The sequence below is a fragment of the Shigella sonnei genome, from assembly GCF_002950395.1.
Lineage (GTDB): Bacteria > Pseudomonadota > Gammaproteobacteria > Enterobacterales > Enterobacteriaceae > ECMA0423.
Map to the genome: position 1 here is coordinate 1173483 of NZ_CP026802.1, position 26160 is coordinate 1199642.

At 48.8% G+C, this 26160-nt stretch carries 19 protein-coding genes and 4 pseudogenes; 9 read left to right on the forward strand and 14 right to left on the reverse strand.

The features are described from left to right. Positions 1 to 199: 199 nt before the first annotated feature. From C1P89_RS06265 to pptA, 5 genes and pseudogenes are all read left to right on the forward strand, one after another. Positions 200 to 897 (forward strand): IS1-like element IS1A family transposase gene (locus C1P89_RS06265; protein WP_094096600.1). Its coding sequence is split into 2 segments (ribosomal slippage): positions 200 to 449 and positions 449 to 897, totalling 699 coding nucleotides; the frame shifts between segments, so codons are not numbered across the junction. Positions 898 to 944: 47 nt separating this feature from the next. Continuing rightward, positions 945 to 1121, forward strand: a complete 177-nt coding sequence (locus C1P89_RS25840) for a hypothetical protein (protein WP_000008097.1) — start codon at positions 945 to 947, stop codon at positions 1119 to 1121. A 356-nt stretch (positions 1122 to 1477) separates the two neighbouring features. Continuing rightward, positions 1478 to 2614 carry an ISAs1 family transposase gene (locus C1P89_RS06270; protein ID WP_000420813.1) on the forward strand — a complete coding sequence of 379 codons (1137 nt, stop codon included), beginning with the start codon at positions 1478 to 1480 and terminating at the stop codon, positions 2612 to 2614. Between the two features lie 139 nt (positions 2615 to 2753). Next, a pseudogene (locus C1P89_RS06275) lies at positions 2754 to 3889 on the forward strand (ISAs1 family transposase). A gap of 99 nt (positions 3890 to 3988) precedes the next feature. Beyond that, complete coding sequence (gene pptA / locus C1P89_RS06280; RefSeq protein ID WP_001120145.1) at positions 3989 to 4216, forward strand: tautomerase PptA; 228 nt, start codon at positions 3989 to 3991, stop codon at positions 4214 to 4216. A 3-nt stretch (positions 4217 to 4219) separates the two neighbouring features. On the opposite strand, the gene C1P89_RS06285 is transcribed toward pptA, so the two are convergent. Next, on the reverse strand, positions 4220 to 4789 hold the full coding sequence (locus C1P89_RS06285; protein ID WP_000085905.1) for a flavin reductase family protein: 570 nt from the start codon (positions 4787 to 4789) through the stop codon (positions 4220 to 4222). Between the two features lie 172 nt (positions 4790 to 4961). On the opposite strand from C1P89_RS06285, the gene nhoA reads away from it, so the two are divergent. Then, entirely contained in the window at positions 4962 to 5807 is an 846-nt protein-coding gene (nhoA, locus tag C1P89_RS06290) for an N-hydroxyarylamine O-acetyltransferase (RefSeq protein WP_000187911.1), read from the forward strand. Between the two features lie 95 nt (positions 5808 to 5902). Here the strand turns inward: nhoA and C1P89_RS06295 are convergent, their stop codons facing one another. The 12 genes and pseudogenes from C1P89_RS06295 to yddG form a co-directional block, all read right to left on the reverse strand. Next, positions 5903 to 6796, reverse strand: coding sequence for a PhzF family isomerase (locus C1P89_RS06295; protein ID WP_000804382.1), 894 nt, complete (start codon positions 6794 to 6796; stop codon positions 5903 to 5905). A 78-nt stretch (positions 6797 to 6874) separates the two neighbouring features. After that, complete coding sequence (gene narI / locus C1P89_RS06300; protein WP_000617118.1) at positions 6875 to 7555, reverse strand: respiratory nitrate reductase subunit gamma; 681 nt, start codon at positions 7553 to 7555, stop codon at positions 6875 to 6877. After that, positions 7552 to 8247 carry a nitrate reductase molybdenum cofactor assembly chaperone gene (narW, locus tag C1P89_RS06305; protein WP_001166349.1) on the reverse strand — a complete coding sequence of 232 codons (696 nt, stop codon included), beginning with the start codon at positions 8245 to 8247 and terminating at the stop codon, positions 7552 to 7554. The genes narI and narW overlap by 4 nt, the downstream gene beginning before the upstream one ends. Continuing rightward, positions 8247 to 9791, reverse strand: coding sequence for a nitrate reductase subunit beta (gene narH, locus C1P89_RS06310; RefSeq protein WP_000702571.1), 1545 nt, complete (start codon positions 9789 to 9791; stop codon positions 8247 to 8249). The genes narW and narH overlap by 1 nt, the downstream gene beginning before the upstream one ends. After that, positions 9788 to 13528: a nitrate reductase Z subunit alpha gene (gene narZ / locus C1P89_RS06315; protein WP_000040489.1), complete on the reverse strand. Its 3741-nt coding sequence runs from the start codon at positions 13526 to 13528 to the stop codon at positions 9788 to 9790. The genes narH and narZ overlap by 4 nt, the downstream gene beginning before the upstream one ends. Positions 13529 to 13609: 81 nt before the next feature. Continuing rightward, positions 13610 to 14998, reverse strand: a complete 1389-nt coding sequence (narU, locus tag C1P89_RS06320; RefSeq protein WP_001207913.1) for a nitrate/nitrite transporter NarU — start codon at positions 14996 to 14998, stop codon at positions 13610 to 13612. Between the two features lie 321 nt (positions 14999 to 15319). Further along, positions 15320 to 16099: pseudogene (locus C1P89_RS25845) on the reverse strand (leucine-rich repeat domain-containing protein); the annotation flags it as partial. 19 nt (positions 16100 to 16118) lie between these two features. Continuing rightward, positions 16119 to 17150, reverse strand: coding sequence for an IS630-like element IS630 family transposase (locus C1P89_RS06325; RefSeq protein ID WP_005136263.1), 1032 nt, complete (start codon positions 17148 to 17150; stop codon positions 16119 to 16121). Between the two features lie 101 nt (positions 17151 to 17251). Next, positions 17252 to 17806 (reverse strand): annotated as a pseudogene (locus C1P89_RS06330) (leucine-rich repeat domain-containing protein); the annotation flags it as partial. A gap of 114 nt (positions 17807 to 17920) precedes the next feature. Next, positions 17921 to 18403: pseudogene (locus tag C1P89_RS25850) on the reverse strand (hypothetical protein); the annotation flags it as partial. 163 nt (positions 18404 to 18566) lie between these two features. Beyond that, the gene (gene ompC, locus C1P89_RS06335) at positions 18567 to 19667 is read right to left on the reverse strand and encodes a porin OmpC (RefSeq protein ID WP_000768387.1); all 1101 of its coding nucleotides are present in this window, start codon (positions 19665 to 19667) and stop codon (positions 18567 to 18569) included. Positions 19668 to 19925: 258 nt separating this feature from the next. After that, complete coding sequence (gene yddG, locus C1P89_RS06340) at positions 19926 to 20807, reverse strand: aromatic amino acid efflux DMT transporter YddG (protein ID WP_000198219.1); 882 nt, start codon at positions 20805 to 20807, stop codon at positions 19926 to 19928. Between the two features lie 231 nt (positions 20808 to 21038). Between yddG and fdnG the strand changes: the two genes are divergently transcribed. Genes fdnG through fdnI form a run of 3 tightly spaced genes read left to right on the forward strand, consistent with a single transcriptional unit; the run spans position 21039 to position 25629 of the window. Further along, a complete protein-coding gene (gene fdnG / locus C1P89_RS06345) occupies positions 21039 to 24086 on the forward strand; it encodes a formate dehydrogenase-N subunit alpha (RefSeq protein ID WP_011310214.1) in 3048 nt (1015 codons plus the stop codon). Positions 24087 to 24098: 12 nt separating this feature from the next. Beyond that, positions 24099 to 24983: a formate dehydrogenase N subunit beta gene (gene fdnH / locus C1P89_RS06350; RefSeq protein WP_001240576.1), complete on the forward strand. Its 885-nt coding sequence runs from the start codon at positions 24099 to 24101 to the stop codon at positions 24981 to 24983. Then, on the forward strand, positions 24976 to 25629 hold the full coding sequence (fdnI, locus tag C1P89_RS06355; RefSeq protein ID WP_000045648.1) for a formate dehydrogenase-N subunit gamma: 654 nt from the start codon (positions 24976 to 24978) through the stop codon (positions 25627 to 25629). The genes fdnH and fdnI overlap by 8 nt, the downstream gene beginning before the upstream one ends. Before the next feature lie 227 nt (positions 25630 to 25856). Here fdnI and C1P89_RS06360 read toward each other — a convergent pair whose 3' ends face one another. Beyond that, positions 25857 to 26141, reverse strand: a complete 285-nt coding sequence (locus C1P89_RS06360; RefSeq protein WP_000781370.1) for a HigA family addiction module antitoxin — start codon at positions 26139 to 26141, stop codon at positions 25857 to 25859. Between the last annotated feature and the right edge of the window lie 19 nt (positions 26142 to 26160).

A 26160-nucleotide genomic window follows, 5' to 3' on the forward strand; every position in this document is an offset into this window, starting at 1 on the left:
CGGTCCCGGCAAAAGTGCCTGACCTGACCCCTATTAGCGGTTACCAGCGCCCCACCAGACCCGGTGACATCACCCCCCGGATCATGGACGACTGGGGGCAGTAATCATGCCGGGTCTGGCTGGCTAACACCCCATTATAAGGGGGGTGATGCTGCCAACTTACTGATTTAGTGTATGATGGTGTTTTTGAGGTGCTCCAGTGGCTTCTGTTTCTATCAGCTGTCCCTCCTGTTCAGCTACTGACGGGGTGGTGCGTAACGGCAAAAGCACTGCCGGACATCAGCGCTATCTCTGCTCTCACTGCCGTAAAACATGGCAACTGCAGTTCACTTACACCGCTTCTCAACCCGGTACGCACCAGAAAATCATTGATATGGCCATGAATGGCGTTGGATGCCGGGCAACTGCACGCATTATGGGCGTTGGCCTCAACACGATTTTACGTCACTTAAAAAACTCAGGCCGCAGTCGGTAACCTCGCGCATACAGCCGGGCAGTGACGTCATCGTCTGCGCGGAAATGGACGAACAGTGGGGCTATGTCGGGGCTAAATCGCGCCAGCGCTGGCTGTTTTACGCGTATGACAGTCTCCGGAAGACGGTTGTTGCGCACGTATTCGGTGAACGCACTATGGCGACGCTGGGGCGTCTTATGAGCCTGCTGTCACCCTTTGACGTGGTGATATGGATGACGGATGGCTGGCCGCTGTATGAATCCCGCCTGAAGGGAAAGCTGCACGTAATCAGCAAGCGATATACGCAGCGAATTGAGCGGCATAACCTGAATTTGAGGCAGCACCTGGCACGGCTGGGACGGAAGTCGCTGTCGTTCTCAAAATCGGTGGAGCTGCATGACAAAGTCATCGGGCATTATCTGAACATAAAACACTATCAATAAGTTGAAGTCATTACCTATAAGGGGTACGAATAAAGTAACGGGGGGCAGTGAGTTTTATTTTTAATGAGGAAACATTGTATTTTACTGTTTTTGGTGGGGATTTTATTATGGATGATTTAAAAATAGTAAAAAATACGGAAGCATGGGTATGGTATAAAAATTGCGATAGTAAAAATAAAAAAGTGGCAGTTGAACTTCTTCAAATCTACGAATTGCATCAATGAAAAATATAGTTAAATAGAGGAGGTTATTAATAGCAGGAAAAGCATCACGTGATGCTGATTTTTTGCACTAAATAATTCGCGCTAATGTTCAATAGTTAATATATCCCTCATCAGGGAAAGATCACGGTGTGCCGTAGGCACAAAGATGCAAAACGGGACGTTTTGCATGTAACATGTAATAAGCATAAGCTTGTGAAGAGATGGTGGCAGGCCAGGGAAAGATCATCAGAAGTTCACTTTTTGTACTAAATAATTCGCATTTTATGTTTAAAAATTGAGATATTCCTTATTACCTGAAGCTGTTTTTTATTGCTTATACATGATCAAATACTTCTTACATAATTAAGGAGAACAAAATGGAACTTAAAAAATTGATGGAACATATTTCTATTATCCCCGATTACAGACAAGCCTGGAAAGTGGAACATAAATTATCGGATATTCTACTGTTGACTATTTGTGCCGTTATTTCTGGTGCAGAGGGTTGGGAAGATATAGAGGATTTTGGGGAAACACATCTCGATTTTTTGAAGCAATATGGTGATTTTGAAAATGGCATTCCTGTTCACGATACCATTGCCAGAGTTGTATCCTGTATCAGTCCTGCAAAATTTCACGAGTGCTTTATTAACTGGATGCGTGACTGCCATTCTACAGATGATAAAGACGTCATTGCAATTGATGGAAAAACGCTCCGGCACTCTTATGACAAGAGTCGCCGCAGGGGAGCGATTCATGTCATTAGTGCGTTCTCAACAATGCACAGTCTGGTCATCGGACAGATCAAGACGGATGAGAAATCTAATGAGATTACAGCTATCCCAGAACTTCTTAACATGCTGGATATTAAAGGAAAAATCATCACAACTGATGCGATGGGTTGCCAGAAAGATATTGCAGAGAAGATACAAAAACAGGGAGGTGATTATTTATTCGCGGTAAAAGGAAACCAGGGGCGGCTAAATAAAGCCTTTGAGAAAAAATTTCCGCTGACAGAATTAAATAATCCAGCGCATGACAGTTCCGCAATGAGTGAAAAGAGTCACGGCAGAGAAGAAATCCGTCTTCATATTGTTTGCGATGTCCCTGATGAACTTATTGATTTCACGTTTGAATGGAAAGGGCTGAAAAAATTATGCGTGGCAGTCTCCTTTCGCTCAATAATAGCAGAGCAAAAGAAAGAGCCCGAAATGATGGTCAGATATTATATCAGTTCTGCTGATTTAACCGCTGAGAAGTTTGCGACAGCGATTCGAAATCACTGGCACGTGGAGAATAATCTGCACTGGCGTCTGGACGTGGTAATGAATGAAGACGACTGCAAAATAAGAAGAGGAAATGCAGCAGAATTATTTTCAGGGATACGGCACATTGCTATTAATGTTTTGACGAATGATAAGGTATTCAAGGCAGGGTTAAGACGTAAGATGCGAAAAGCAGCCATGGACAGAAACTATCTCGCGTCAGTCCTTGCGGGGAGCGGACTTTCGTAATCTTGCCCTGAGGAGTTCACTTTTTGTACTAAATAATTCGCATTTTATGTTTAAAAATTGAGATATTCCTTATTACCTGAAGCTGTTTTTTATTGCTTATACATGATCAAATACTCCTTACATAATTAAGGAGAACAAAATGGAACTTAAAAAATTGATGGAACATATTTCTATTATCCCCGATTAAAAACAAGCCTGGAAAGTGGAACATAAATTATCGGATATTCTACTGTTGACTATTTGTGCCGTTATTTCTGGTGCAGAAGGCTGGGAAGATATAGAGGATTTTGGGGAAACACATCTCGATTTTTTAAAACAATATGGTGATTTTGAAAATGGTATTCCTGTTCACGATACCATCGCCAGAGTTGTATCCTGTATCAGTCCTGCAAAATTTCACGAGTGCTTTATTAACTGGATGCGTGACTGCCATTCTTCAGATGATAAAGACGTCATTGCAATTGATGGAAAAACGCTCCGGCACTCTTATGACAAGAGTGCCGCAGGGGAGCAATTCATGTCATTAGTGCGTTCTCAACAATGCACAGTCTGATTCTCGGGCAGATTAAGACGGATGAGAAATCCAATGAGATTACAGCCATTCCTGAACTTCTTAACATGCTGGATATTAAAGGAAAAATCATCACAACTGATGCGATGGGTTGCCAGAAAGATATTGCAGAGAAGATACAAAAACAGGGAGGTGATTATTTATTCGCGGTAAAAGGAAACCAGGGGCGGCTAAATAAAGCCTTTGAGGAAAAATTTCCGCTGAAAGAATTAAATAATCCAGAGAATGACAGTTACGCAATTAGTGAAAAGAGTCACGGCAGAGAAGAAATCCGTCTTCATATTGTTTGCGATGTCCCTGATGAACTTATTGATTTCACGTTTGAATGGAAAGGGCTGAAGAAATTATGCGTGGCAGTCTCCTTTCGGTCCATAATAGCAGAACAAAAGAAAGAGCCAGAAATGACGGTCAGATATTATATCAGTTCTGCTGATTTAACCGCAGAGAAGTTCGCCACAGCAATCCGAAACCACTGGCACGTGGAGAATAAGCTGCATTGGCGTCTGGACGTGGTAATGAATGAAGACGACTGCAAAATAAGAAGAGGAAATGCAGCAGAATTATTTTCAGGGATACGGCACATTGCTATTAATATTTTGACGAATGATAAGGTATTCAAGGCAGGGTTAAGACGTAAGATGCGAAAAGCAGCCATGGGCAGAAACTACCTGGCGTCAGTCCTTACGGGGAGCGGGCTTTCGTAATCTTGCCCTGGGCATTATTGTCGTATAAACGCTTTACCGGACACATGACATTCACAATGTGTGTTAATTTTACTGACATCTTTCAAAAGGAGCGTAATCATGCCGCACATCGACATTAAATGCTTTCCGCGTGAACTGGACGAACAACAAAAAGCAGCACTTGCTGCAGATATTACCGACGTTATTATTCGCCATCTGAACAGTAAAGATAGCTCGATAAGCATTGCTCTACAGCAGATTCAACCAGAATCTTGGCAAGCTATCTGGGATGCCGAAATCGAGCCCCAAATGGAGGCTTTGATAAAGAAACCCGGTTACAGCATGTAATGCTTAACCTGCCGTAACACGCTTGCCGCTAGTAACAAACGTGCCAGCACCTAAATGATGCAACGTATTGAGCTTATCATCATCAAACTGCCAGCGGCCTTCGACAAATACCCGTGCGTCTGCCGCTGCTGATACCACCTCGCCAAACAGCGTGTCGTATTTTTGTTGCGCAGAAGTCGCAGGTAGCAGGCGGCACTCCATCCACGCCAGGCATTTCTCTTCAACAAGTGGCAAACCAAGCACCGGACCTTTCACCACCGGAATGCCATAGCAATTAAATTTATCTTCTTCACGCACCGACACACTTCCCACCGCCCACGTCCAGTTAGTTGCTGCAACGCCCGGGATAACGATGCCAAACTTACCGTTACGTTCAATCAACTCCCTGGTCCATGTCGATTTATCTACCACAATTGCCACGCGTGGAGGTTCAAACTCCACCGGCATTGACCAGGCTGCAGCCATAATGTTACGCCGCTGGGATTGCTCATCGAAACTGGTGATCAAGACAGTTGGGCCATGATTTAACAGACGGCTGGCATGGTGTAATTCTATGGGGATGAATCGGCTCATGGTATCGCCTCGCGAAGAAGGTTTTTTTAAGCGTAGTCCGTAACGCAATAAGTAACGAAATTAACGGGATTGGCGATTTGCAAACGTGATGCATGTCCGCGATCGCACAAAATAGCCGGTGCGGCGTCTATTCCAGGTTATAAGTTGAGAAAACCACTAAGGGAAACGCCTGATGACGCCCATTCTGAATCACTATTTTGCCCGTATTAACTGGTCGGGAGCTGCTGCGGTCAATATTGATACGCTTCGTGCATTGCACCTGAAACACAATTGCACCATTCCGTTTGAAAACCTTGACGTTTTGCTGCCGAGGGAAATACAGCTTGATGATCAATCGCTGGAAGAGAAACTGGTGATAGCCCGTCGTGGCGGTTACTGTTTTGAGCAGAATGGCGTGTTTGAGCGGGTGTTACGCGAGCTGGGGTTTAACGTTCGCAGCTTGTTAGGGCGCGTAGTGTTATCAAATCCGCCAGCATTACCGCCGCGCACCCATCGTTTGCTGTTGGTGGAACTGGAAGGGGAAAAATGGATTGCTGATGTCGGTTTCGGTGGGCAGACGCTAACCGCGCCGATTCGTTTAGTTTCCGATCTCGTGCAGACCACGCCACACGGAGAGTATCGGTTGTTGCAGGAGGGTGATGATTGGGTGTTGCAGTTTAATCATCATCAGCATTGGCAGCCGATGTACCGCTTCGATCTCTGCGAGCAGCAACAAAGCGATTATGTGATGGGCAATTTCTGGTCGGCGCACTGGCCGCAGTCGCATTTTCGCCATCATTTGCTGATGTGCCGCCATTTGCCGGACGGCGGCAAGCTGACACTGACCAATTTTCATTTTACCCATTATGAAAATGGGCACGCGGTGGAGCAGCGAAATCTACCGGATGTGGCGTCGTTATATGCCGTGATGCAGGAACAGTTTGGTCTGGGCGTGGATGATGCGAAACATGGCTTTACTGTGGATGAGTTAGCGCTGGTGATGGCGGCGTTTGATACGCATCCGGAGGCGGGAAAATAATTTATGTCAGGTTGCCGGATGCGGCGTAAACGCCTTATCCGGCATACATTAGCCCGGTTGTAGACCTGACAGGCGAAGCGCATCAGGCAACGATTTCAGATTTCAATTGCCCATTCGGCATGAAACAAAATCACCGCTGTGCCTGAAATGGTGACTTTTTCCGGTTGGTTATCACGAATTGTCACCGTCACTTCAATCATGCCGTCACGCCCCAATGCGCGCCCCTGATGGCCTTTAACACACAACACGTTGCCATCGTGGGGCAATACGTTGTGATGTACCAACCATGCACCCATCGGGCCATTGGCATTGCCAGTCACCGGATCTTCCACAATACCAATCGCAGGCGAGAACATACGACCATCGGTTTCGTTTTTGCCTGGACGGATCTGGAACGGGAAGAAACCATTGCAGCCAATCTGTTTACTGATAGCGGTCAGCGCATTAAGGTCAGGCGAAAGAGCGTCGATATCCACTTCCGGCTTCAATGGGATCATCACTTTAGAATGCCCGGTCGTCGCGACCTGGATCGGCAAACCCGGCAGAATATCGTCTTCAGTAAGATGCAATGCGTTGATAATCGCCGCGCGTACTTCACCCTCCAGCGGCAGTTCAAAGCCCGGCGTACCTTGTTCCAGCGAAATACGATAATCATCGTTGTGCTTTTCGATAGTCACGCGATGTTTTCCTGCCAGCGATGTTTGCCAGATCGTGCAATTTCCTAAACCTAACACCTTCGCACGTACATAGTGCGCAGCTACTGTCGCGTGACCGCAAATCGGCACTTCAACCGTTGGCGTAAAGTAGCGGATGCGCACATCGCTGTCGTCGCTGTGCAGCAGAAAAGCAGTTTCCGAATGGCCTAACTCGCGGGCGATAAGCTGCATTTGTGCTTCGCTAAGATTATCGGCGGGGAAAACAACACCGGCAGAATTGCCGCGAAATGGTTGAGAGGTAAAAGCATCGACGTGGTACACCTGCGGTTTCATTAACGTTCTCCTGTGACTGGAGAACTATCATAGCCTGCAAGTGGCCGGAGAGCGAAGGGCTATCCGGCCAGGGTGAAATTATCGCCGCGAACGCACAATTTGATATCGACGAGTAAAGTACTCAAACGGCGCGCTCCACACATGCACCAGTCGGGTGAACGGGAAGAGCAGGAAGATGGTCATTCCCAACACCAGATGCAGGCGGAAGACGAACGCTACGCCGTTGAGCATCTCTGACGATCCACCACGGAAAGTGACAATGCTTTGCGCCCAACCCACCAGCTTCATCATTTCGCTACCATCAGGATACTGTGCTGAAAACGGTATGGTACTTAGCCCCAACAGACACTGGATCAGCAAAATGCTCATGATGATGATATCCGGCGTAGTGGAAGTGGCACGCACGCGCTGATTTGTCAGACTGCGCCACAGCAGTCCTGCGCCGCCAATCAACGTCAACACACCGCAAATACCGCCGAGCACCATCGCCATGAGTTGTTTCGCTGCCACTGGCAAAAACCACGCGTACATCCAGTGCGGCGTTAACATGCCGAACAAGTGCCCGAAGAAAATCCCCAAAATGCCGATATGGAACAGATTCGACCATATCACCATCCCGCGTTTATCGAGCATTTGACTTGAGGAGGCGCGCCAGGTGTACTGCCCGTAGTCGTAGCGCAGCCAGCTGCCGAGGAAAAACACCGTCGCACAAATGTACGGGTAGATATCGTAAAAAAAGACGTTCAGATACTGAATCATTTCCCACCTCCCGCACTGATGTCGACATACTGCGGCGCGACATCCTGGCTAAAGCGTCGCTGATATTGATTAAGCGGCGAGCTGTCACACGCCGTGGCGTTATCTTCAATAAACTTCACCTGTTCCTCTTCCCACACTGCATCAAGCGCCTGGCGGGTGTCATCGCGCTCTTCGCTGTTTACTTGTTTTGTGACACTGTCACTTGAAAGTATACTTCCCGCCAGTTGCAGCAGAGCATCAAACAACGCGTACCACGGTGCCTCGCGTTGTTTTAAGCGACCGCCAAGCAGGGCGAGGATCGGCGCAACATTGAGCAATCCTTCTTTCGCCTGATCGTCAGGCAGTACGCTTAAATACTCCAGATACAGCGGTAGATAATCGGGCAGTTCCCGACAATCCAGCTGCAGGCCGACCTTTTCATACTCCGCCAGCAGGTCCACCATTGCCTGGCCGCGATCGCGGGACTCGGCATGAACATGTTCGAACAGCAGCAGCGACGTGGTGCGCCCGCGGTCAAACACTTCGCACCATTCGGCCTGTTTATCCAGCAGCGGCGCGTTAAGCAGGTTGTGGGTGAAATCCGTAAGCATCGGCGCGTCGCGGCGGATCAACGCCAGCGCGTCCTCCTTGCATTCCCACAACAGCTCATCCGGATACTCCATCAACAGGCCGATCACTTTGAGGATCTGCATTATTCGCCCTCCGCTTTGTCGCGCACTTCGGTGATGTTGATGGCATCGATACGGCTACTGTTGAACAGGTTGAATTTACTGTCCGAACCGTGGCAACCGTCGCCAAAGGTAAAACCGCAGCCGTTGCGTTCTGCGAAGGCATCGCCCGCCATTTCCCGATGGCTGGTCGGGATAACAAAACGATCTTCATAGTTGGCAATGGCGAGATAGCGATACATTTCTTCGACCTGGGCGACGCTCAGGCCTACTTCGTCGATGGCACGAGTATCAGTAACGCCTTCCACGGTTTGTGAACGCATATAGTGGCGCATCGCCATCATCCGTTTCAGCGCCCGCAGTACCGGACCGGTATCGCCGGCACTCAACATATTGGCGAGATATTGCACCGGAATACGCAGGCTTTCGATGGCGGGCAGCACGCCTTCGCTTTTCGGCAAACCGCCCGCATCTGCGTAGGACTGAATCGGCGACAGCGGAGGAACGTACCAGACCATTGGCAGGGTGCGATATTCAGGGTGCAGCGGTAGCGCCAGTTTCCAGTCCATCGCCATTTTGTAGACAGGCGAACGCTGGGCAGCTTCAATCACGTTTTGTGGAATACCTTGTTTCAGGGCTTCCTCGATCACTGAGGGATCGTGTGGATCGAGGAACACTTCGCACTGACGTTCATAGAGGTCAACTTCGCGCTCGGTGCTCGCCGCTTCCTCAATGCGGTCGGCGTCGTAAAGCAGCACGCCCAGATACCGGATGCGACCCACGCAGGTTTCTGAGCACACGGTGGGTTGGCCTGACTCAATTCGCGGATAACAGAAGATACATTTTTCTGACTTGCCGCTTTTCCAGTTGAAGTAGATTTTTTTGTACGGACAACCGCTAATGCACAAACGCCAGCCACGGCATTTATCCTGATCAATCAGCACAATGCCGTCTTCTTCGCGTTTGTAGATAGCGCCGCTTGGGCAGGTCGCCACGCAACTGGGATTGAGGCAGTGTTCGCACAGGCGCGGCAGGTACATCATGAAGGTGTTTTTAAACTGCCCGTACATCTCCTTTTGCATGGCCTCGAAGTTGCGGTCGCGGGCACGTTTTTCAAACTCGCCGCCCAGCAGTTCTTCCCAGTTTGGCCCCCAGATCACTTTGTCCATCCGCTTACCGTCAATCAGCGAACGCGGGCGAGCAGTAGGGATATGTTTGCCTTCCGGTGCGCTATGCAAATGTTCGTAGTCGAAGGTGAAAGGTTCGTAGTAATCATCAATCTGCGGCACCACCGGGTTGGCGAAGATTTTGGTTATTACGCCCATCTTGCTGCCCAGACGCGGGCGTATCTTGCCATTCACATCGCGGACCCAGCCGCCTTGCCACTCTTCCTGATCTTCCCAGTTTTTCGGATAACCAATGCCCGGTTTGGTTTCGACGTTGTTAAACCATGCGTACTCCATGCCTTCGCGTCCGGTCCAGACGTTTTTACAGGTCACCGAACAGGTATGGCAACCGATACATTTGTCGAGGTTAAGCACCATGCCGACTTGCGAACGTATTTTCATTTTTTCGCCTCCTGTACCTGATCGCGACCTTCATCATCCAGCCAGTTAACGTTCTTCATCTTGCGGATCATGATGAATTCGTCGCGGTTCGAGCCGACGGTGCCGTAGTAGTTAAAGCCCCAGGCCAGCTGCGCGTAACCGCCAATCATATGCGTCGGTTTCGGGCAAACACGGGTGACCGAGTTATGAATGCCGCCGCGCATGCCAGTTACTTCCGAACCAGGAATATTCATAATGCGTTCCTGGGCGTGATACATCATGGTCATACCCGGCGGTACACGTTGGCTGACCACCGCACGAGCCGTCAGCGCGCCGTTGGCGTTAAAGACTTCCACCCAGTCGTTATCGACAATGGTCAGTTCTCGGGCATCGGTTTCGCTGATCCAGACAATCGGTCCACCGCGAGAGAGCGTCAGCATTAGCAGGTTTTCACTGTAGGTTGAGTGAATGCCCCATTTCTGGTGCGGCGTCAGGAAGTTAAGTGCTTTTTCCGGGAAGCCGTTTGGCGGGATCTGGCGCATCTCACTGACGCTACGGGTGTCGATAGGCGGGCGATAAGCCACCAGGCTTTCACCAAAAGCACGCATCCACGGATGATCCTGATAGAGCTGCTGGCGTCCCGACAGCGTGCGCCACGGAATTAACTCATGAACGTTGGTGTATCCCGCATTATAGGAGACGTGATCGCTTTCCAGACCGGACCATGTGGGGCTGGAGATAATTTTACGCGGCTGCGCCTGAATATCGCGAAAGCGAATCTTCTCGTCCTCTTTGTGCAGCGCCAGATGGGTATGTTCGCGCCCGGTGATCTCGCCCAGCGCCTGCCACGCTTTGACTGCAACATGACCGTTGGTTTCCGGTGCCAGTGCCAGAATCACTTCTGAAGCGTCAATGGCGGTGTCAATCAGCGGACGCCCCTGTGCCGGGCCATCACGCTTGGTGTAATTGAGTTTGCCGAGGAAATCGATTTCATCCTGGGTATTCCACGAAATCCCTTTACCACCATTGCCAAGTTTGTCCATCAATGGCCCGAGCGAGGTAAAGCGTTCATACGTAGCAGGGTAGTCGCGCTCCACCGCCACAATATTCGGCGCGGTTTTGCCTGGAATCAGATCGCATTCGCCTTTGCGCCAGTCGAGCACTTCACACGGCTGTGAGAGCTCTGCCGGAGAGTCATGCAGTAGGGGTTGTAATACCACGTCGGTTTCTTTGCCAAGATGACCCACGCACACTTGCGAAAATGCTTTGGCGATACCTTTGTAGATTTCCCAGTCGCTGCGTGATTCCCACGCCGGATCGACCGCCGCAGAAAGCGGATGAATAAACGGATGCATATCCGAGGTGTTCATATCGTCTTTTTCGTACCAGGTGGCGGTGGGCAGAACGATATCGGAGAACAGGCAGGTACTGGACATGCGGAAGTCGAGCGTCACCAGCAGGTCGAGCTTGCCTTCAATCGCCGCAGTTTGCCACTCGACTTCTTCCGGTTTGATCCCGTCGCTGGCACCGAGTTCCTCGCCCTGAATCCCGCTTTCGGTCCCCAGCAGATACTTCTGCATATACTCGTGGCCTTTGCCGGAGGAGCCAAGCAGGTTAGAGCGCCAGACAAACAAATTACGCGGATGATTGCTGCCGCTATCTGGTTGTTCGCAGGCCATACGTAAATCGCCCGATTTCAGCGCCTGGGCGGTAAATTCTGTGGGGGATAATCCGGCCTTGTCGGCTTCAGCTTTAATCCCGAGCGGGTTACGCCCCAGCTGCGGCGCAGAAGGTAGCCAGCCCATGCGTTCGGCGCGAACGTTGAAATCAATCAGATGACCGCTGTACTTACTGGCATCGGCAAGCGGTGAAAGTAACTCCTGAGCAGAGACTTTTTCATAGCGCCATTGGCTGGAATGATTGTAGAAAAACGAGGTACTGTTCATCTGGCGCGGTGGGCGGTTCCAGTCGAGCGCAAAGGCCAGCGGCAACCAGCCGGTTTGTGGGCGCAGTTTTTCCTGACCGACATAGTGCGCCCAGCCGCCGCCGCTTTGCCCGACACAACCGCAGAAGATCAGCATATTGATCATCCCACGGTAGTTCATATCCATGTGATACCAGTGGTTGACGCCAGCGCCGAGGATAATCATTGAGCGTCCATGCGTTTTATGGGCGGTATCGGCAAATTCGCGGGCGATGGTTTCAATATACTGGCGCGGTACGCCGGTAATTTGCTCACCCCAGGCTGGGGTGTACGGTTTGATTTCAGCGTAATCTTTCGCGCTGTTTTCATCTTCCAGCCCGCGATCGAGGCCGTAATTCGCCAGCACCAAATCATAAACGCTGACCACCGGACAGGTGTTGCCATCGACTAACGTCAGGTTTTTAACGGGCAATTGGCGCACCAGCACCGGATTGTGTTTTACGCTGCGAAAATGCGGATTTTCAATGCCGCCAAAGTAGGGGAAGGCCACGCCTGCAACAGCGTCATGTTGACCGAGCAGGGTTAACGACAATTCGGTTTCCTTACCGGCGGCAATGGATTCCAGATTCCATTTGCCTTTTTCTCCCCAGCGGAAACCAATCGAACCATTCGGCACTACCAATTCACCTGCGGTATTAACCGCCACGGTTTTCCACTGCGGATTATTGCTTTCGCCTAGTCCATCTACCAGGTCAGACGCGCGGATCATGCGCCCGGGTACGTAGCTACCATCGTCGCGAGGTTCCAGCATTACCAGCATCGGCATGTCGCTATAGCGGCGGCAGTAGTTGATAAAGTAGTCGCTGGGATTATCGAGATGAAACTCTTTTAAAATCACATGGCCCATTGCCATCGCCAGGGCGCTATCAGTGCCTTGTTTCGGTGCCAGCCACTGGTCGCACAATTTGGCCACTTCAGAGTAGTCAGGGGTAATGGCGATAGTTTTGGTGCCTTTGTAACGTACTTCGGTAAAGAAGTGGGCGTCCGGCGTACGTGTCTGCGGTACGTTAGACCCCCAGGCGATGATGTAACTGGAGTTATACCAGTCGGCAGATTCCGGCACGTCGGTTTGTTCGCCCCAGGTCATCGGCGAGGCGGGCGGCAGGTCGCAATACCAGTCGTAGAAGCTTAAACAGGTGCCGCCTAACAGCGACAGATAACGCGTTCCGGCAGCGTATGACACCATCGACATCGCCGGGATCGGCGAGAAACCGGCAACGCGATCCGGACCATAGATTTTGATGGTCCAGACGTTAGCGGCGGCAATCAGTTGGTTAAGTTCCTGCCAGTTGGAGCGGATAAACCCGCCGCGCCCACGCACTTGTTTGTAGCTTAAGCACTTTTGCGGATCGTTCATAATCGATGCCCACGCCAGTACCGGATCGCTGTGTTGCTTGAGAGCTTCACGCCACAGTTCAATCAGTCGTTTACGAATGAGCGGGTATTTCAGGCGGTTAGCGCTGTAGAGATACCAGGAGTAACTTGCGCCACGCGGGCAGCCGCGAGGTTCATGATTGGGCTGGTCAGGGCGAGTGCGCGGGTAGTCGGTCTGTTGGATTTCCCAGGTCACCAGACCATTTTTAACGTAGATTTTCCAGCTACAGGAGCCTGTACAGTTAACACCGTGGGTGGAACGCACGATTTTGTCGAACTGCCAACGCTGGCGATAGCTGTCCTCCCAGTCGCGGTTGCTATGCATCACCTGTCCGTGACCATCGGCAAAGGTTTCGCCCTTTTGTTTGAAGTAGCGAAAGCGATCCAAAAGTTTACTCATGACATGACTCCTGCTCCAGGAATGAATTGGGATCTGATGCCTTGTCGGATGCGACACGGTTGTACATCAGGCATCGATCTCTTATTTTTGGCTGAACTTCCGCCGACCATAAACCAGCCAGGTCAGCAGCACACAAACGATGTAGAAGATTAAAAACACTTTCATCGCGCCGACCGGAGAGCCGGTCATATTGAGCGACATGCCAAACGCCTGCGGAATAAAAAAGCCGCCCACTGCGCCAATGGCTGAGATAAAGCCCAGAGCCGCCGCCGTTTCGGTGATGGCTTCTTTCTGAGCTTGCTCATCACTACCGCCTTTCATCTTCACCCGATAAATGGTTATCTGGCGAAAGATGACGGCGATCATCTGGAAAGTAGAACCACTTCCCAGACCCGCAGTCAGAAACAGCCCCATAAATACGGCGTAAAAGGCGATGAAATTACCGGAGCCTGTGCCCGGTAAGGTAAGGAACAGCAGGGCACTGAAAATCGCCATAAAAATAAAGTTGATCAACGTCACCCGCACGCCGCCGAATTTATCGGAAATAGCACCACCAACCGACCGCGCGATGGCACCGATAAATGGGCCAAAGAACGCCAGGCGCAGAATATTCACATCCGGGAACTGGGTTTTTGCCAGCATGGCAAAACCCGCAGAAAAACCGATAAACGAACCGAAGGTGGCAAGGTAAAGCAGGCTCAGCAGCCAGAGATGCAGGCGTTGTAAGACAGGGAGCTGGTCGTCAATTGAGGCGCGTGAACTGGCGATATCATTCATCCCTGACCAGGCGGCGATCGTGGCAATCGCCAGTAGCGGTACCCAAATCCATGCGGCATTCGCCAGCGACATCACCGAACCGTCGGCCTGCGGTACGCCATTGACGCCGAGAAAGGCAAATACAGGTACAAAAATGACCAGCGGTGCAACCAGCTGCATTACACTTACACCTAAGTTTCCTAATCCGCCATTAATCCCAAGAGCGCTCCCTTGTTTGGCTTTTGGAAAGAAGAAACTGATATTGCCCATGCTCGAAGCAAAGTTTGCACCTGCAAAACCGCATAGCAAAGCGATAACGATAAATATCCCAAAAGGAGTATTCGGATTTTGCACGGCAATTCCGAGCCAGACGCAAGGAATAATCAGGATTGCAGTACTAAAAACCGTCCATCGGCGTCCACCGAATATAGGCACCATAAAGGAGTAGGGAACACGCAATAATGCGCCAGAAACGGAGGGTAATGCGGTTAATAAAAAGAGTTGATCGGTAGTAAAATTAAAACCGATTTTATTGAGATTAACGGTAACTGCGCTAAATAGCATCCAGACACAGAAGGCAAGAAGTAGACAACTGACTGATATCCAGAGGTTTCTTCGAGCAATATGTTTTCCTTTATTTTCCCAGAAGGCCGGATTTTCTGGTTTCCAGTCGCGTAAAAGATAACGACTATTTTTCTCATTTTGCAGTGCCATATTGTTCCTCACATGCACACATTGGTAATGAAAAAAGACAAAACAGGAGGTAAGGCGCAATAGCCAGTTATTAGAATTAAGGATGAATTGGGTGAAGTGCTGATTGAAAGAATAGATAAGAAAGCGTAACCGCGGGGCAGAATGGGGATTAAGTAGCCAGATATGTGTTACTAAATGTAACTAACAAGCTAACCTTCAAACGGGGTTAATCTTTGAACGTATGTCATGTTTCAACCCTTCAGATCGTGAATCTAAAGGGTTACATATTAACTATATTATCAACAAGACCAGACACTTATAGAATTAGTGATGATTTATTCACTAAAAAGGCCATGAACTGGAGGAAAACGATCTGTCCAGAAGGTCTATCGGTTCCTCTCTTATTGCCTGATTGTAATAATCGTTATTACAGTAAGTATTGTTTATTTCATCTAAGGTCATGTTTTTAACTTTTATATTCCTCTGGTTTACAACTTCCTCTGTCTTGTAAGTGTGTATATTATATGGGGTATATGCTATTTTTAATAGGATAGTGAAACAATTCGTTATCCACATCTATTCCGTCAGAGTGAACTTCAAATGCACCAGGCGAAAGAATTGCCAGGCCAGTATTAAGCTTAAGTGTTGGGGAAAACAAATTAAATAACATGAGCTGCATAGTAGGGCAATTGTTCTTCCAGAAACATTTAAAAAATTTAAGTTTTTGCTCTGTTTTATTATGGGAAATAAAGTTCCAATATCGGATGTATTATTAGTATCAATATGGGTTATTTTATTGTTGTCCAGTCTTAAACTTTTAATAGATGGAAGACAAGTCAGGAAATCAAGATTTATATTTTTCAACTGGTTGTTAGCAGCGTTTAATGTCTGAACATTGCAGAAGTTGCTATAGAATATTTTAATTTCAGAAAGCAGGTTTTTGTTAATAAGTAACGTATTCAAGTTGGGAAATAAGACATTGTGTAAACTTGTTAGTTTATTATGGGATAGATCCAGCAGTAAGAGTTAATTTTTATTACCTGCAACAATATCAGATAATTGATTATGGCTGAGATTCAGGTATTGCAGACATTCGCAAGATTCTAATTGCACAAACTCTAAATAGCTGCGCTTAATACCGCTACACTTTTGCCAGCCCATGTTTGCCTCCGGGGAATGGGCTGACGGTTTCCATAAAATGGCGAACTTTTTTCAACAGTTGCCACATTGAGCTGCACTGATGATTACGCGTTATTGTGTCGTGAAGTGCCTGCCATAGCCGTTCAACATGATTCACCCATGGCGAGTAAACCGGCTGATAAATGACCCTGAACTTCGGGTTCTCCTTCAGCCAGCTCTGTGTTTCCCGGCTTTTGTGGATAATGTAGTTGTCCACGATCAGCGTGATGGTTTTCGCCCGACGGTATGTCGCTTTAAGCCGCTTCAGCAGGCTGATGAACAGCGCCGAACTTTTGCTGTTGCCGCCCACACAGCTGACTTTACCTGTCCCGCTGTGCAGCGCTCCGGCCAGATAATATTTTTCATTCTGTCCCGGCGTGACCACCCGTTTTTGCTGTCCGCGCAGTTGCCAGTCCGCACCGATTTTGGGATTAAGATGGATATCCACTTCATCTTCATAAAAGACCGGATGCTCTGCGCTGCATTCGTCCAGTGCTTTATGGATTGCTGCCATCTTTTCATCTTTATGCGGGTCACGGATACGCAGAGTTGGCGCAGCCCTTCGCCACACAATCCCCGCAGACGGCAACCAGCGGCGAACGGTTCCGGCATTTAACTGGCAACCGGTTATCTCATTGATTTTTATTGCCAGCAGTTCTGTACTCCAGCGTGAACGCTGGTAGCCAAAGTCGCCGGGAGAATGTTTTACCAGCTCACGTAACAGTGTGCAGATATGCTCAAACGGCCAGCGACGGGCACGCCCGGCAGGTAATGATTTCAGTCCCTCAACACCCGACTGCGTGAACCAGTTAATCCAGCGTCCAACAGAGGAACGGGCGCAGCAGAGCGTTCTGGCAACGTCGCTGACACGGTCGCCCCGGTGCAGCATCAGCATGGCAGTCAGTCTGCGGGCATAATTTTTATCGTGTGTTTTATGGATGGCTTTCTGCATCAGGCGTCGTTCGTCACGGGAAATTGGTGCTATGATCGGCATTGCTCAGTCCGGTTGGTGATTTGTTTTGATTTGGCGATTGATCAGATCGCACAATCCGGGCTAAGTTCCCTCAAAGTGATCTACTATTCCGCGCAGCTATTTAGTTGATTATGTGCCGCACTAAAATAAGTAACTGATGAAAGCCTATCTATATCAATATTTCTGAGAGCATTATTATTCATAGATATATGTGTAATACTTACATTTCTGCCTTGAGGAAAATTTATTGACTCAAGAGCATTACTATTCAGACTTAGCTTTACGAGTCTATCGTAGTTGGTTGCATCAAAATGTGTGAGTTGGTTATTATCAAGATTGATAGATGTGAAGTTTTGCAGCCCTGGTGGTTGAGTGGTTAAATTAAGTCCTGATAAATCAATGGTCACTTCATTAGTGTCATCAATTATATTTCTTACTGCAGTCCAGTACTGCATTTGTGCAAGTGGATCATTGTTGATGCCGTTAACTAATACATGCCAAAGATGTTTTGATGATATTAGTTGATCAATGTCATTGGTTGGCAGTAAATTGTTATTGCTTAAGTTTAAATATTCCAGTTTTGTAGTGTTTTTGGCGTTTAAATGTGCAATATGGTTGTCGTTTAAAGTGATTGTTTTCATCCTGGGATGATTGTGTAATATAAGGTCAGTGATCATATTGTGATGGGCACTTAACTCAATCAGAGATTCTTGCCGGGAGACATCCAGCGATGCTAGCTTGTTATAATCAAGATTAAGAAATTTCAGTTTATAACTATCAGAAATATTAATTTTTGTCAGTTTGTTATTTTGCGCTTCCAGATTAACCAATGAATGCTGATTTTTTAAATCTAAACTTTCCAGATTGTTATGATCAATATAAATGTTTTCCAGTTTTGATTCTTTTGGAAAGGTTATCGTGTTAATTTTATTAACGCTGAGGTTGATATTAACGAGACTGGCATTGTCAGCTAAGTCAAGACAAGTTAGACAATTGTTTTCCAGATTTAACGTATTAACTGTCGAGGGGATAGGCGGTAATTCACTCAAATCAAGATATGACAAATCAAGAGATGCCATGTTCGAATTGTAAGCTTCTTTAATTCGCTCCACGGCAATTGCTCTTTCTTCACCATTATTAACCGATTTATTACCCCATTGTTCTAGTCGTTCACAAAAATTGCTGGAGATGGTTTCTTTGTTAGGTAATGCGTTATTAAGTTGATAACTGGCATTATTTTTTACACAAGCTGTATTAATATTGGTCATAATCACTCATCAATAAATATTATAGTAAGATGTCCCCGGAGGATATGGAATAATATTAATTGAGGTGAATGACCAGAAATATCAAAAATTGCTCATTTTTACTTAAGGAGTCATACAGCAGCACTTAAATCAAAAACCAGCCCAGAGAAGGGCTGGTCAGGAGAGGACGTTAGAACTGATAGGTAATGCCCGTAGCGACGATGTTATCGGTCCGAATATCTACGGCACGGGTAAAGTCGCTTTCATCAATCAGGTTGATTTTATAATCAACATAGGTCGACATATTTTTGTTGAAGAAATACGTCGCACCAACGTCGATATACTCAATCATGTCCTGGTCGCCGTAGCGGCCCAGATCTCTGCCTTTCGATTTCAGGTAAGCGAGTGATGGGCGCAAGCCGAAGTCGAATTGATATTGCGCCACCACTTCAAAACTTTGTGCTTTGTTAGAGATATAACCATCCCCATAGGTGGTCATGTTTAATGTTTCAGCGTAATTAGCTGCAAAGTAGATGTTGTTGGCATCATACTTTATACCTGTGGCCCATAGTTCTGCATTCTTACCGGAGGCATTGAGAGGATTAGCAGCGGCTCTTTCCTGCGCATTTGTCCGATCGGATTTGGTATATACCGCACCGATACCAAAGCCATCATAAACATAAGTTGAGGAGATACCGAAACCGTCACCGTTGGCACGCGTGTAGTCAGCACCATAAAGATGACTGTTGTCAGTACGTTCATTTTTGCCTTGATATTGCGCGGCAAAGTTCAGCCCTTCAATTAAGCCAAAGAAATCGTAGTTGCGATAGGTTGCTAGACCGGTGGTACGGTATGTCATGAAGACATCTTTCTGACTCCAGGTATCGCCACCAAATTCTGGCAACATATCGGTCCATGAACCAATGTCGTAGCCGACACCGTAGTTACGACCATAGTCCAGAGAGCCAAATTCACTAATTTTTAAACCAGCATAGGCCAGACGGGTCTTGTTGCCGCGCGAGCCGTTGGCTTCATCGTTATAGCCTTTAAAATCATATTCCCAGTGACCAAAACCAATCATTTGATCATTGATTTGCGTTTCTCCTTTAAAGCCGAGACGGGCATAAGTTTTATCACCATCGTCACGCTTATCATCAGTAAAATAACGTAGAGCGGTAACCTTGCCATAAAGGTCGAGTTTATTACCATCCTTGTTATAGACTTCGGCAGCGTGTGCTACGTTCGCAGCTAACAAACCAGTTACAACCACCGCAACTATTTTTAATTTCATTTAACAGAATCCTTTTAATTATCGTTAAACGTATTTTCTAAACGAATTTTAAACGGCGTCATTTATAAATGACATACTGTTTTTAAAATAGAATGGTGATTAAAAACAATGAGAAAAATAGATGAAATAATATTATTTATCGATATGTGATCGAAGTCGAAATGAGATATAAGGTGAATTACTGGTATTTGAAATTTATTTTTTAATATTGTCGGAATTTATCTGATTAACTGCCGGGCCGTAGACCCGGCAATTATTTTAACCACGACGTGTCGCCAGCCAGCAGAGCAGGGAACCGCCGCAGACCATTAGCGCGCCTTGCCAGAACGAGAACGACAGCGGGGCGCTGAGCAGCACGGCTGCAAGCGCTGAGGAAAGTACAGGCGTAAAATACGAGCCTACCGCCATTATGGTGACATTGCCATGCAATATACCGACATTCCATGCAGCATAAGCAAATCCTAAGGTAAATGCCGCAGAGATGAGTTTAATCATGACGGGCGTGCTAAATACCATTTCTGGTTGTGGCGTGAGAAAATAGTAAATCCACAGACATGCTCCCGTTAGCAGGACAAAAACGGTAATTCCGTTAAATCCGCGTGCGTATTTATTCGTTACTGTGCAATAGGCTGCCCAGATAAACGCACCAATAAACGCCAGGAAATAACTCAATGGGCTGGTGGTGATATTATTGATGATTTCATCATAATGTAACCCATTCTCACCGCCTAACACCCAGCAGACGCCGACCAGGGCTAATAATAATCCTGGTACAATCAGCCAGTTGGTTTTCTGACCATTAAACAGAATGGCAAAGAGAATTGTCAGGCTGGGCCACAGATAGTTCACCATACCCACTTCAATCGCCTGATGACGGGTCGCCGCATACCCTAAGGAAAGCGCCAGACAGATTTCATAGCTGACGAATAACAGACTCCCGGCGAGTAAATAGCCTTTCGGAATCTGCCGAATACGCGGAAATCCAACCGTGAAGATTAACAGCAGCCCGCTTAATGAATAGATAGCAGCTGCGCCGCCGACCGGACCGAGCCCCTCGCTGACACCGCGAATCAATCCTACCATCGTGCTCCACAGGACGATCGCTATTAGCCCTATGAGCGTTGCTTTTTGTCGTGTCATGCTCGCTGTTTTGTCTCTCTTGCCGTTAAAAATTAAGCTGAATTTTATAGCATTTTTTTAACTGGCCTGTCAGGCAGTGGTGCGTTTTTCTACCGCTATTGAGGTAGGTTAATTTGCGCAGGCGGATTATTTTGTGGCATACACGTGTTCTTTTTGATTTCGCGCAAAAAGATTCAGAATTTTACTGTTAGTTTCCTCGCGCAGTAATACCCCTGAAAAAAGAGGAAAGCAATGGACGTCAGTCGCAGACAATTTTTTAAAATCTGCGCGGGCGGTATGGCTGGAACAACGGTAGCGGCATTGGGCTTTGCCCCGAAGCAAGCACTGGCTCAGGCGCGAAACTACAAATTATTACGCGCTAAAGAGATCCGTAACACCTGCACATACTGTTCCGTAGGTTGCGGGCTATTGATGTATAGCCTGGGTGATGGCGCGAAAAACGCCAGAGAAGCGATTTATCACATTGAAGGTGACCCGGATCATCCGGTAAGCCGTGGTGCGCTGTGCCCAAAAGGGGCCGGTTTGCTGGATTACGTCAACAGCGAAAACCGTCTGCGCTACCCGGAATATCGTGCGCCAGGTTCTGACAAATGGCAGCGCATTAGCTGGGAAGAAGCATTCTCCCGTATTGCGAAGCTGATGAAAGCTGACCGTGACGCTAACTTTATTGAAAAGAACGAGCAGGGCGTAACGGTAAACCGTTGGCTTTCTACCGGTATGCTGTGTGCCTCCGGTGCCAGCAACGAAACCGGGATGCTGACCCAGAAATTTGCCCGCTCCCTCGGGATGCTGGCGGTAGACAACCAGGCGCGCGTCTGACACGGACCAACGGTAGCAAGTCTTGCTCCAACATTTGGTCGCGGTGCGATGACCAACCACTGGGTGGATATCAAAAACGCTAACGTCGTAATGGTAATGGGCGGTAACGCTGCTGAAGCGCATCCCGTCGGTTTCCGCTGGGCGATGGAAGCGAAAAACAACAACGATGCAACCTTGATCGTTGTCGATCCTCGTTTTACGCGTACCGCTTCTGTGGCGGATATTTACGCACCTATTCGTTCCGGTACGGACATTACGTTCCTGTCTGGCGTTTTGCGCTACCTGATCGAAAACAACAAAATCAACGCCGAATACGTTAAACATTACACCAACGCCAGCCTGCTGGTGCGTGATGATTTTGCTTTCGAAGACGGCCTGTTCAGCGGCTACGACGCTGAAAAACGCCAGTATGATAAGTCGTCCTGGAACTATCAGTTCGATGAAAACGGCTATGCAAAACGCGATGAAACACTGACTCATCCGCGCTGTGTGTGGAACCTGCTGAAAGCGCACGTTTCCCGCTACACGCCGGACGTCGTTGAAAACATCTGCGGTACGCCAAAAGCCGACTTCCTGAAAGTGTGTGAAGTGCTGGCCTCCACCAGCGCACCGGATCGCACAACCACCTTCCTGTACGCGCTGGGCTGGACGCAGCACACCGTGGGTGCGCAGAACATCCGTACTATGGCGATGATCCAGTTGCTGCTCGGTAACATGGGTATGGCCGGTGGCGGCGTGAACGCATTGCGTGGTCACTCCAACATTCAGGGGCTGACTGACTTAGGTCTGCTCTCTACCAGCCTGCCAGGTTATCTGACGCTTCCGTCAGAAAAACAGGTTGATTTGCAGTCGTATCTGGAAGCGAACACGCCGAAAGCGACGCTGGCTGATCAGGTGAACTACTGGAGCAACTATCCGAAGTTCTTCGTTAGCCTGATGAAATCTTTCTATGGCGATGCCGCGCAGAAAGAGAACAACTGGGGCTATGACTGGCTGCCGAAGTGGGACCAGACCTACGACGTCATCAAGTATTTCAACATGATGGACGAAGGCAAAGTCACCGGTTACTTCTGCCAGGGCTTTAACCCGGTTGCGTCCTTCCCGGACAAAAACAAAGTGGTGAGCTGCCTGAGCAAGCTGAAGTACATGGTGGTTATCGATCCGCTGGTGACTGAAACCTCTACCTTCTGGCAGAACCACGGCGAGTCGAACGATGTCGATCCGGCGTCTATTCAGACTGAAGTATTCCGTCTGCCTTCGACCTGCTTTGCCGAAGAAGATGGTTCTATCGCTAACTCCGGTCGCTGGTTGCAGTGGCACTGGAAAGGTCAGGACGCGCCGGGCGAAGCGCGTAACGACGGCGAAATTCTGGCGGGTATCTACCATCATCTGCGCGAGCTGTACCAGGCCGAAGGTGGTAAAGGCGTAGAACCGCTGATGAAGATGAGCTGGAACTACAAGCAGCCGCACGAACCGCAATCTGACGAAGTGGCGAAAGAGAATAACGGCTATGCGCTGGAAGATCTCTATGACGCTAATGGCGTGCTGATTGCGAAGAAAGGTCAGTTGCTGAGTAGCTTTGCGCATCTGCGTGATGACGGTACAACCGCATCTTCTTGCTGGATCTACACCGGTAGCTGGACAGAGCAGGGCAACCAGATGGCTAACCGCGATAACTCCGACCCATCCGGTCTGGGGAATACGCTGGGATGGGCCTGGGCGTGGCCGCTCAACCGTCGCGTGCTCTACAACCGTGCTTCGGCGGATATCAATGGTAAACCGTGGGATCCGAAACGGATGCTGATCCAGTGGAACGGCAGCAAGTGGACGGGTAACGATATTCCGGACTTCGGCAATGCCGCACCGGGTACGCCAACCGGGCCGTTTATCATGCAGCCGGAAGGGATGGGACGCCTGTTTGCCATCAACAAAATGGCGGAAGGTCCGTTCCCGGAACACTACGAGCCGATTGAAACGCCGCTGGGCACTAACCCGCTGCATCCGAACGTGGTGTCTAACCCGGTTGTTCGTCTGTATGAACAAGACGCGCTGCGGATGGGTAAAAAAGAGCAGTTCCCGTATGTGGGTACGACCTATCGTCTGACCGAGCACTTCCACACCTGGACCAAGCACGCATTGCTCAACGCAATTGCTCAGCCGGAACAGTTTGTGGAAATCAGCGAAACGCTGGCGGCGGCGAAAGGCATTAATAATGGCGATCGTGTCACTGTCTCAAGCAAGCGTGGCTTTATCCGCGCGGTGGCGGTGGTAACGCGCCGTCTGAAACCGCTGAATGTAAACGGTCAGCAGGTTGAAACGGTGGGTATTCCAATCCACTGGGGCTTTGAGGGTGTCGCGCGTAAAGGTTATATCGCTAACACTCTGACGCCGAATGTCGGTGATGCAAACTCGCAAACGCCGGAATATAAAGCGTTCTTAGTCAACATCGAGAAGGCGTAAGGGGGCGAACAGATGGCTATGGAAACGCAGGATATTATCAAAAGGTCCGCAACTAACTCCATCACGCCGCCTTCTCAGGTGCGTGATTACAAAGCAGAAGTCGCAAAACTTATCGACGTTTCCACCTGTATCGGCTGTAAAGCCTGTCAGGTGGCGTGTTCGGAGTGGAACGACATCCGTGATGAAGTGGGGCACTGCGTCGGGGTTTACGATAACCCCGCCGATCTGAGCGCCAAGTCCTGGACGGTGATGCGCTTTAGCGAAACCGAACAGAACGGCAAGCTGGAGTGGCTGATCCGTAAAGACGGCTGTATGCACTGTGAAGATCCCGGCTGCCTGAAGGCGTGCCCGTCTGCTGGTGCAATCATTCAGTACGCTAACGGGATTGTCGATTTCCAGTCGGAAAACTGCATCGGCTGTGGTTACTGCATTGCCGGGTGTCCGTTTAATATTCCGCGCCTCAACAAAGAGGATAACCGGGTATATAAATGCACGCTCTGCGTCGATCGCGTCAGCGTCGGCCAGGAACCGGCTTGTGTGAAAACCTGTCCGACCGGGGCTATCCACTTCGGCACCAAGAAGGAGATGCTGGAGCTGGCGGAAGAGCGCGTGGCGAAACTGAAAGCGCGTGGTTACGAACATGCTGGCGTCTACAACCCGAAAGGGGTCGGTGGTACGCACGTTATGTACGTGCTGCATCACGCCGATCAGCCGGAGCTGTATTACGGTCTGCCGAAAGATCCGAAGATCGACACCTCGGTAAGCCTGTGGAAAGGCGCGTTGAAACCGCTGGCAGCGGCTGGCTTTATTGCCACTTTTGCCGGGTTGATTTTCCACTACATCGGTATTGGCCCGAATAAGGAAGTGGACGATGACGAGGAGGATCATCATGAGTAAGTCGAAAATGATTGTGCGCACCAAATTTATTGATCGCGCCTGTCACTGGACCGTGGTGATTTGCTTCTTCCTGGTGGCGCTGTCCGGGATTTCGTTCTTCTTCCCGACGCTGCAATGGCTGACGCAAACCTTCGGTACGCCGCAGATGGGACGCATTTTGCACCCGTTCTTCGGCATTGCGATTTTCGTCGCACTGATGTTTATGTTTGTGCGTTTTGTGCATCACAACATCCCGGATAAGAAAGATATTCCGTGGCTGTTGAACATTGTCGAAGTATTAAAAGGCAATGAGCACAAAGTGGCGGATGTTGGTAAGTACAACGCCGGGCAAAAGATGATGTTCTGGTCGATCATGAGCATGATTTTCGTGCTGCTGGTGACCGGGGTGATTATCTGGCGTCCGTACTTTGCGCAGTACTTCCCGATGCAGGTTGTTCGCTACAGCCTGCTGATCCACGCGGCTGCGGGTATCATCCTGATCCACGCCATCCTGATCCATATGTATATGGCATTCTGGGTGAAAGGGTCGATTAAAGGGATGATCGAAGGGAAGGTGAGCCGTCGCTGGGCGAAGAAACACCATCCGCGCTGGTATCGTGAAATCGAGAAGGCAGAAGCGAAAAAAGAGAGTGAAGAAGGGATATAATCTCTTTTGAACTTTAAGCTGAAAATGGCGCTGTAAAAGGCGCCATTTTCATATTGTAGACAACGTGGGCTTTGTTCATCCCGGATGCGTCGTGAATGCCTTATCCGGCATGAAAACCCTTCAAATACAATAGATTGAAGTGAACGTGTAGGCCTGATAAGCGTAGCGCATCAGGCAATGTTGCGTTTGTCATCAGTTTCAAATGGCGCTTTATAAGGTGCCATTTTTTATTGCGTAACCAGACGGCGTAATCGCGACACATCCACCGTTTTTTCTGCCTCTGCCAGACTCCAGGCGTTTTGCAGATTCAGCCACATTTGCGGCGAACTGCCGATCACCACGGAAAGTTTAATTGCCATTTCTGGCGTCAAAGCTGCTTTTCCGGTCAGCAATCGGCTTGCCGTTGAGGGCGCAATTTCCATTGCTCTGGCAAACTCGCGCAGGCTGACATTAAGTTCGTCCAGTGATTCCTGAATAATGTCCCCCGGGCGGGGATGATTGGCCATTTTCATTAGTGTCTTTACTCTCAGT